The 8,018-nt window shown below is 39.6% G+C and carries 9 protein-coding genes and 1 tRNA gene; 7 read left to right on the forward strand and 3 right to left on the reverse strand.

The window, feature by feature from the left end:
- The first annotated feature begins 5 nt into the window (after positions 1–5).
- A complete protein-coding gene (locus tag ACKA06_RS04190; RefSeq protein ID WP_198257696.1) occupies positions 6–1,814 on the forward strand; it encodes an ABC transporter ATP-binding protein in 1,809 nt (602 codons plus the stop codon).
- A 78-nt stretch (positions 1,815–1,892) separates the two neighbouring features.
- Here ACKA06_RS04190 and ACKA06_RS04195 read toward each other — a convergent pair whose 3' ends face one another.
- The gene (locus tag ACKA06_RS04195; RefSeq protein WP_074439992.1) at positions 1,893–2,069 is read right to left on the reverse strand and encodes an aspartyl-phosphate phosphatase Spo0E family protein; all 177 of its coding nucleotides are present in this window, start codon (positions 2,067–2,069) and stop codon (positions 1,893–1,895) included.
- Positions 2,070–2,326: 257 nt separating this feature from the next.
- Here ACKA06_RS04195 and ACKA06_RS04200 point away from each other — a divergent pair, with 257 nt between their 5' ends.
- The 4 genes from ACKA06_RS04200 (at position 2,327) to ACKA06_RS04215 (ending at position 4,785) form a co-directional block, all read left to right on the forward strand.
- The gene (locus tag ACKA06_RS04200; protein ID WP_032088690.1) at positions 2,327–3,034 is read left to right on the forward strand and encodes a cytochrome c biogenesis CcdA family protein; all 708 of its coding nucleotides are present in this window, start codon (positions 2,327–2,329) and stop codon (positions 3,032–3,034) included.
- A 122-nt stretch (positions 3,035–3,156) separates the two neighbouring features.
- Positions 3,157–3,519 (forward strand): response regulator, encoded by a 363-nt coding sequence (locus ACKA06_RS04205; RefSeq protein WP_032088689.1) that lies wholly within the window; start codon positions 3,157–3,159, stop codon positions 3,517–3,519.
- A gap of 106 nt (positions 3,520–3,625) precedes the next feature.
- The gene (locus tag ACKA06_RS04210; protein ID WP_214874057.1) at positions 3,626–4,105 is read left to right on the forward strand and encodes a CcdC family protein; all 480 of its coding nucleotides are present in this window, start codon (positions 3,626–3,628) and stop codon (positions 4,103–4,105) included.
- Positions 4,106–4,110: 5 nt separating this feature from the next.
- A complete protein-coding gene (locus ACKA06_RS04215) occupies positions 4,111–4,785 on the forward strand; it encodes a site-2 protease family protein (RefSeq protein ID WP_411159036.1) in 675 nt (224 codons plus the stop codon).
- Positions 4,786–4,942: 157 nt separating this feature from the next.
- Here ACKA06_RS04215 and ACKA06_RS04220 read toward each other — a convergent pair whose 3' ends face one another.
- Complete coding sequence (locus tag ACKA06_RS04220; protein ID WP_032088686.1) at positions 4,943–5,371, reverse strand: DUF2621 domain-containing protein; 429 nt, start codon at positions 5,369–5,371, stop codon at positions 4,943–4,945.
- Between the two features lie 215 nt (positions 5,372–5,586).
- Here ACKA06_RS04220 and ACKA06_RS04225 point away from each other — a divergent pair, with 215 nt between their 5' ends.
- On the forward strand, positions 5,587–6,912 hold the full coding sequence (locus ACKA06_RS04225; protein ID WP_411159037.1) for an ATP-binding protein: 1,326 nt from the start codon (positions 5,587–5,589) through the stop codon (positions 6,910–6,912).
- 64 nt (positions 6,913–6,976) lie between these two features.
- Here ACKA06_RS04225 and ACKA06_RS04230 read toward each other — a convergent pair.
- Positions 6,977–7,073, reverse strand: a tRNA-Sec gene (locus ACKA06_RS04230).
- A gap of 284 nt (positions 7,074–7,357) precedes the next feature.
- Here ACKA06_RS04230 and ACKA06_RS04235 point away from each other — a divergent pair.
- Entirely contained in the window at positions 7,358–7,885 is a 528-nt protein-coding gene (locus ACKA06_RS04235) for a hypothetical protein (protein ID WP_032088685.1), read from the forward strand.
- Positions 7,886–8,018: the final 133 nt, after the last annotated feature.

An 8,018-nucleotide genomic window follows, 5' to 3' on the forward strand; every position in this document is an offset into this window, starting at 1 on the left:
AGGGAATGGAAAAAGATCCAACCATGACGAAAGCCGGACAGCGAAAAGTATTTTTGCGATTAATGGGATATGCAAAACCCCATAAAAAGAAAATCATCGTTGCTTTTTTACTGTTATTATTAACGACGATCGGAGATGTACTCGGACCGATCATCATAAAAGTCTTCATTGATGATTACTTGACGCCCAGGGATTTTCCTTATGGGCCGCTTGCTGCGTTGGGGTCAGCCTATCTACTTATTCAAATCGGAAATGTGTTGATTTCTTATTTTCAATTATTGAAGTTCCAGGAGATTGCATTAAATATCATTCAGCAGCTCAGGGTGGATGTCTTTTCAAAGGTGCAGAGCCTTGGAATGAAATATTTTGATCAGACCCCTGCGGGCAGCATCGTCTCACGGGTGACAAATGACACTGAAGCAATCAAGGATATGTTTGTAAGCGTAATGGTATCCTTTATACAGGGAGCCTTTTTGCTGTCGGGTATATTTATCGCGATGTTTCTCCTTGATCCGAAGCTGGCGCTTTTTTGTTTGTTCATCGTCCCTCTCATTCTTTATATCATGGTTCTTTATCGTAAGTACAGCTCGGTATTTTATCAGGATATGAGGGAACGACTTAGTCAATTGAATGCAAAATTGAGTGAATCACTGCAGGGAATGTCAATCATTCAAGTGTTCAGGCAGGAGCAAAGACTGCAAAAAGAATTTGGAGAAATCAATGAGAAGCATTACATGGCCGGAATGAAAAATATTAAAGTGGACGGACTGCTGTTGAGGCCGGCAATTGACCTTGTTTATGCAGCCGCATTGATTGTCGTTCTGAGTTTCTTTGGCATTACATCTTTCAGTGAACCGGTAGAGATAGGTGTACTGTATGCTTTTGTTAATTATCTGGACCGTTTTTTTGAACCTGTCAATCAGATCATGATGCGCCTCTCGATGTTTCAGCAGGCAATCGTTGCTTCATCAAGGGTATTTACATTATTGGATGAAAAGGAAGTATCGCCGGGTCAAACGGACTGTAAAGAAGAAAATCAACAGATTCAAAAAGGGGAAATTACATTTAAGGATGTTACTTTTTCCTACGATGGTCAAAAGGATGTTCTGAGAAATATCTCATTTACGGCCAGGCCGGGGGGGACTGTAGCACTGGTAGGGCATACCGGAAGCGGTAAGAGTTCGATTATCAACCTTTTGATGCGCTTCTATGATTACTCGGCAGGGGAGATTTTAATTGATGGGAAATCCCTTAAATCCTTCCCCTTGAATGAGCTAAGGTCCAAGATGGGGCTTGTACTTCAGGATCCATTTCTATTTTACGGAACGATTAAAGATAATATTAAACTTCATAACGATACAATGAGTGATGAAGAAATCATGGAGGCGGCAAGGTTTGTTCAAGCGGACATGTTTATAGAAAAGCTGGAAGATGGTTATTCCAGCAAAGTGGTTGAAAGGGGAGCAACTTTGTCGTCGGGGCAGCGTCAGCTGATCGCTTTCGCCCGGACGATTGCAGCTAAACCAAAAATCCTCATCTTGGATGAAGCAACAGCGAATATCGATACTGAGACAGAAGAAGCGATCCAGACTGCTTTAGCTAAGATGAGAAAAGGCAGGACCACCATTGCAATCGCTCACAGGTTATCAACCATTCAGGATGCAGAGCTTATTCTGGTATTGCACAAGGGTGAGATTGCGGAAGAGGGGACACATCAGGAATTACTTGCAAAAAAAGGTATTTATCATAAGATGTTCTTATTGCAGAATGGACTTGTCGAAGGCATGGAGGATGTAGTATCAAAAGGTGTATGATACTGGGTGAAAAGAGGGAGTATCAACAGAAAGCAGACCGGACAAAGGTCTGCTTTCATTATGTAGTTCATTCGAGTATCAGCTTACTTGGGACGTGAAATTTTTTATGTAGTCCGAATTATAACTGTTTAATAATAAGTCCAATTCTTGACTGTATTGAATGGCTTGTGGAGAGGTTAATCCATTTTTCGCAACGATATCAATCAGTTGAGCGCGTTTTTTTTCAATGCGGTCCAGAAGCTCTTGTTTAGACACGGCTGTTTCCTTTCTTTTGTAGTTCCTTACAGAAGGAATACAAAACTAGTAATAACTGTAACTTTTTATTAGTATAACGAAAATGTGGGCGTTTTTCAAAACAAAAATACTTTTTTAAAAGCTTTGACACAAGATTGGAATGAACCAAATCGTATTGTAAATGAATGGTCACAAATCGTTCACAGAATAGGTTCTCATAGTTTGTTCAAATGTTTGATAGAATAGATAATAATAAACACTATACAGGAGTTGAAATTATGGCAGATATTAATCTATTTCTTGCTTTTGGAGCGGGTTTTTTAAGTTTTATTTCTCCATGCTGCCTTCCTTTATATCCGGCATTCTTGTCCTATATAACGGGGATGAGTGTAAGTGAGTTAAAATCGGATAACGCTATGCTGCAAAGAAGGAGCCTTTTACATACTTTATTCTTTCTCTTGGGCTTCTCAGCCATTTTCATTGCCATTGGGTTCGGTACTTCGTTTATCGGAGAGTTCTTTCTTGACTATAAGGATTTAATCCGTCAGCTTGGAGCGATCTTTATCGTTATATTCGGATTAGTGGTAATAGGGATTTTCACTCCGGAAATGCTGATGAAGGAGCGCCGTATTGAATTTAAGAACAAACCATCTGGATTCATAGGTTCAGTCTTGATCGGGATGGCATTTGCTGCAGGATGGACACCCTGTACCGGACCGATCCTCGCTTCAGTACTTGCACTTGCAGCCACGAATCCGGGTTCGGGTGTATTGTATATGACCGCCTATGTCCTTGGGTTTGCCATTCCTTTCTTTATACTGTCGTTCTTTATCGGGAAAATGCAGTGGATCAGGAAAAACAGTGCAAAAATCGTCAAAATCGGCGGATACATTATGATTGTTGTCGGAATCATGCTGTTCTTTGATTGGATGACCGTCATCCTTTCCTATTTCACTTCTATCTTCGGGGGATTCCAAGGGTTCTAGGAATGCATGAGAGAATATTATAAATTGAAAAAATCTTACAATTAATGTTATAGTAAGAATATAAATAGGACTAAAGTATGATGAAGTGGATGCAGCAATAGCTTTTACAAGGAGGAACACCTGTGGCAACAATACTTGTAGTGGATGATGCAAAATTTATGAGATTGACACTTGGCAACATGCTGACATCCAGCGGACACACTGTAGTAGGTGAAGCGGAAAATGGGGAAGAAGCCGTAAGGAAATATGGTGAGCTTCAGCCTGATCTCGTTACGATGGATATTACGATGCCTGTGATGGATGGCATAGAAGCTGTGAAGACCATTCTATCTGATTATCCGACAGCTAAAGTGATAATGTGCTCGGCCATGGGACAGCAGAGAATCGTAGTAGAGGCGATTGAAAGCGGTGCAAAGGATTTTATCGTGAAACCATTTGATGAAGTTCGGGTTGTCGATGCAATTAAGAGAGTACTGGGTTCTTAAATGAAGGGGCTGCCTGCAGCCTCATTTTTTTTGCCTGTTTTCGTTTTCATGTGAAATAGGCTATAATAGTAATGAAAATAAGTAGAGAGTTAAAGGATGATCGTTTATGATGATTGCTTCATCCATCGTAGCAATATGTATGGGATTTTTTGTTTTGTTTATCCGAATGAAGGCACAGAAAAAGCCGGTAAGCGGTAAGAAAATCATTTTACCGCCAATCTTTATGAGTACCGGTGCGCTGATGTTTTTATTCCCTTTCTTTCGGGTGACGCTCGGCGAGCTGTTGGAAGCACTTACTGTGGGAATGTTGTTTTCCATATTACTCATAAAAACGTCTAAATTCGAAGTAAGGGATCATGACATTTATTTAAAACGATCTAAAGCATTTGCATTTATCCTTATTGGGCTTTTGATAGTCAGGATAGTTGCTAAATCCATACTGAGTGCCACGATCGATTATGGTGCCCTTAGCGGGATGTTCTGGATCCTTGCATTTGGTATGATCGTACCTTGGAGAATCACCATGTATATTCAGTATCGCAGACTTCATCAAGAAAACAGCGACCTTACCACAAATTCCATATAAACAGAATGAGCAAAAAAGCGGGACAATTGATAAACAATTATTCCGCTTTTTTTTTGTTTTTATTTAAAGAAGTAACCTTAAAAGGTTCAAAAGATAAGATGCTTGTTACGGTTTTCTTACAAATCATAAAAAAAAGAGTAACGATTACTTGTCAGGGGAAACACGGAGAGAAACAAATATACTATAAAGGGGTTTTCACGTTGTTCACTCTCCATGATATCTGGACGTTTTTTCTGGCATTTTTCTTAACGCTGCCACTTGTGACAATTGTTCACGAAGCAGGGCATGTACTGGTGGCCAGAATTTTTGGAGCAAAGATAAAATTTGCGATTGGAACTGGAAAGACATTATTCAATATAGGACCCCTTGAAGTCAACAGGATGTATTTCATGGAGGGATGGTGTCAATACACCGAACTAAAATATAATACAGTATGGTCACATGTTTTGATTTATTTATCCGGCAGCCTGTTTAATCTGATTGTGATTTTACTAATGAATTTTCTTATCTATCAAGGAGTATTTCCGGTTCATATCTTTTTCTATCAATTTGTTTATTTTTCGGTCTATTTTATCTTTTTTTCCCTTTTTCCATATCGTAACGGTGAAGGGAAGCCAAGTGATGGACAAGCCATTTATGATGTAATCAAATACGGAAAGGCAGAAGATCCCATAGATTGATCCAATCGTAATCAAAAAAGGTAAACGATGTGAATCGTCTACCTTTTTTTGGTCTTTTTCCATTTCATGAACAGGAACACAGCAGCTGCTGTAAAGATAATGTATAGAATAATTGGAATTACCAGGATCGATCCCATTTTTTTAACCCATTTCTCTTTTAGAATAAATGCTCATATGGAGCCGCATCGATCTTCATATCATCCAGCTTTTTACGGAGAAATTTATGGTCGCGCTTAGGGGTAGCCATAATATACCCTCTTATCACCAATTCCTCAGAAATGGAAGGGGCTTTCTCTTTTAATGCCAACTCACCGATTTTCCCGGCAATTTTTTGCTTTGCCACATCCCTGAATAACTCTGGAACGGGAGTGACCAATTCATTCAGCATTTTCTTCTCAGGATCATGCCAAAGATGAAGCGTTTCATTTACATAATACTCTTCCCAGTCCATATCTGATTTCCCATCTTCTTTCGGAAACCTTTTCAGGAATTTCCGAAACATAAAGAAGCCGCCGATGGCAAAGGAAGCCATTAAGAAAACAACCCAAAAAAGGATAAAATATAAAAACCATCCGTCTAGCTGCATGCTATCACCTCTAAGTATTTCGATAAACGAATATGTATCGTCTTTCATTATAGACAACGTCAATCGATGTGACAAGAATATCATAATAAATATAAAAGATATCTATACTGTTCTTAATAAGAAATGATATACTAATAAATAACAAATATCGTGAAAATTCATTCTTTTTCGATAATCATCTATTTCTAGCTGTTTTGGAAGGACGGGGAAGTCACATGACGAAATATAAGGGCAGAATCTTGTTTATTGCCGCAGGTGCTCTATTGATCATTATCTGGGATTTCATTTACTATTTTGTTCTTCACTACTCCTTCAACATGCAAATTGATCTGCTTTTCACCACTCTCATCTTGTTCATTGGCTACTATACTGGAAAAAACTACGATGATAGCAATGAAACAGTTTCGGCACTCAGCAAGAGTGAAGAAAAAATAAAAAGGCTGAATGAAGAGCTCCAACTGGTGCTGCAGAATATTACAGAGGTTGTATTCCACACCAACTCCAAGGGGGAATTTCAATTTTTGAATCAATCCTGGGAAGACTTCACGGGTTACAGCCTGAAAGAAAGCCTGCATAAGAATGCAATGCACTTCATTTCACTTAATGAACGGCATGAATTTCTGCGTGTGCTCAGAAGGAGTATAAGTGAGAAAAAGGAGAAGACGAAAATCGATTTTTCTTTTCAGATGAGGGATGGACGATATCGGTGGGGTGAAGTGAATATTAAGCTGAATTACGATGATGATGGAAAGCTCGCGGGTACAGTCGGAACGATATCTGATATTACCGAACGAGTACATAATGAAGAAGAATTACTCGAAATGAACGAAACACTTGCGATTGAATCACAGAAACTCTCGGTAGCAGGTCAGCTGGCAGCGGGTATTGCACATGAAGTGAGAAATCCGTTGACCTCCATTAATGGCTTTCTACAATTGTTAAGAGATGATGCTGACATCAAGACCAAGGAATACCTGGAGATCGTATTCTCTGAAATTAAGAGAATCGAGCTTGTACTCAGTGAATTGTTAATCTTGGCAAAACCACAATCCGTGACATATAAACGTATCAATATCGTAGAAACACTGGATCACGTGGCAAAACTTCTGAATACGAATGCGATTCTTTACAATATTGAAATTCAAACTGCTTTTAAGCAGGAAGAATTATTCATCAGGGGAGACGAAAACCAGCTTAAACAGGTTTTTATCAATCTCGTAAAAAATGCAATTGAGGCTATGCCCCACGGAGGAAGTATAAGAATCCATGCAGGCATGAATGATTATAATAAAGTCGAAATCAGCTTTAAAGACGAAGGAGTCGGAATGAAAAAACAAGTACTGGATAAGCTTGGAGAACCGTTCTTTACCACTAAAACAAAAGGAACCGGTCTTGGGCTGACCATCTGTCTGCGAATCTTGAGAGATCATTCAGCAGATATTAATGTACAGAGTGAACAGGGAGAGGGCACGACGTTTTCGATTATCTTTGAAGCGGTACAGCAGCAAGGAAGGAAAAAGAGGGAGCAAATACATACATAAGAGATGAAGAAGTTTTAGGGGGATCCTGAAGCTTCTTTTTTAATGGAGCAGAAGAAATGGAGAATGGCGGGACTGCCTGGGAATCGAACCCAGCGGAGACGGCACGCGCCTCCCAGGAGGTTTTGAAGACCTAGGCAAGCACCAGCTCTACAATCAGCCCCGTAGTATACTTAATTAGTTATATCATGTTCCCGCCTTCGGTTCAATCAATATACCCACGTACATGGAAAAGTACAGAAGAACAAAAAGCCAGGTATAAATCGGCTGTTTATTCCAACTATTTTTAAAATTAGAACTTTAGCGAAAGTAGAAACTATTTCTTTACCAACTGATTATCCACATGATAAGATACATTTTGCCGGCTAAAAAATGGAAGAAGTAAGCGATTTCTACGCTTGATCTCCCGCACAATTCATGCAAGAGAGACAGAAAGGGGATTTGAACTATGAAAAAATTATGGTTCTTAGGTTTAGGTTTATCTTTATTATTAGTTGGGTGCTCAGATGCTGGGTCCGAAGAAGGCAAGAAAGAGGAATCTGCAGATACAAGCAGCGAGAATACTGACGCAGCTGGGGAGTTAATGGATTTTTATCTTAATTTAACAACCACAATAAATGGTACTGATATTGATTTGAACGGTTATGAAGCAGCAGTTGGCGGAGAAGAACCTCCAACAGGTGACGAGCTTGCAAAATTAGAAGATGCAGCGGCGGCATCTGCAGAAGAATCTGCTAAAGCCGTAGAGAATACGGAGATTCCATCAGGGCTTGATGACTATAAAAAAGACATTGAAGAGTTCAAGTCTACATTGGCAGAGTCTTACAAGATGAAAGCTGAAGCCCTTAAAGCAGAAGGTGAAGCAGACCTTACAGAAGCAGATGAAAAAATGATCCAAGCTGAAAACCAAATCAAAGCAATCCTTGATAAAGCCGGGTTGGTAAGCTCAAGCCTGGTGAACGACTTAAACGGTTAATATTCAATTTTTAAAAACAAACGGAAACGAATCCCGGCATCGGGGTTCGTTTTTTTGGTGTGCCAGGCATGCACACACTCTATAGGGTTGAAGTCCCGAGCCGTGAAGGTAGTAGTAGCGGTTAGCTGATGAC

The sequence above is a fragment of the Rossellomorea oryzaecorticis genome (assembly GCF_045897515.1).
Classification (GTDB): Bacteria; Bacillota; Bacilli; order Bacillales; family Bacillaceae_B; genus Rossellomorea; species Rossellomorea enclensis.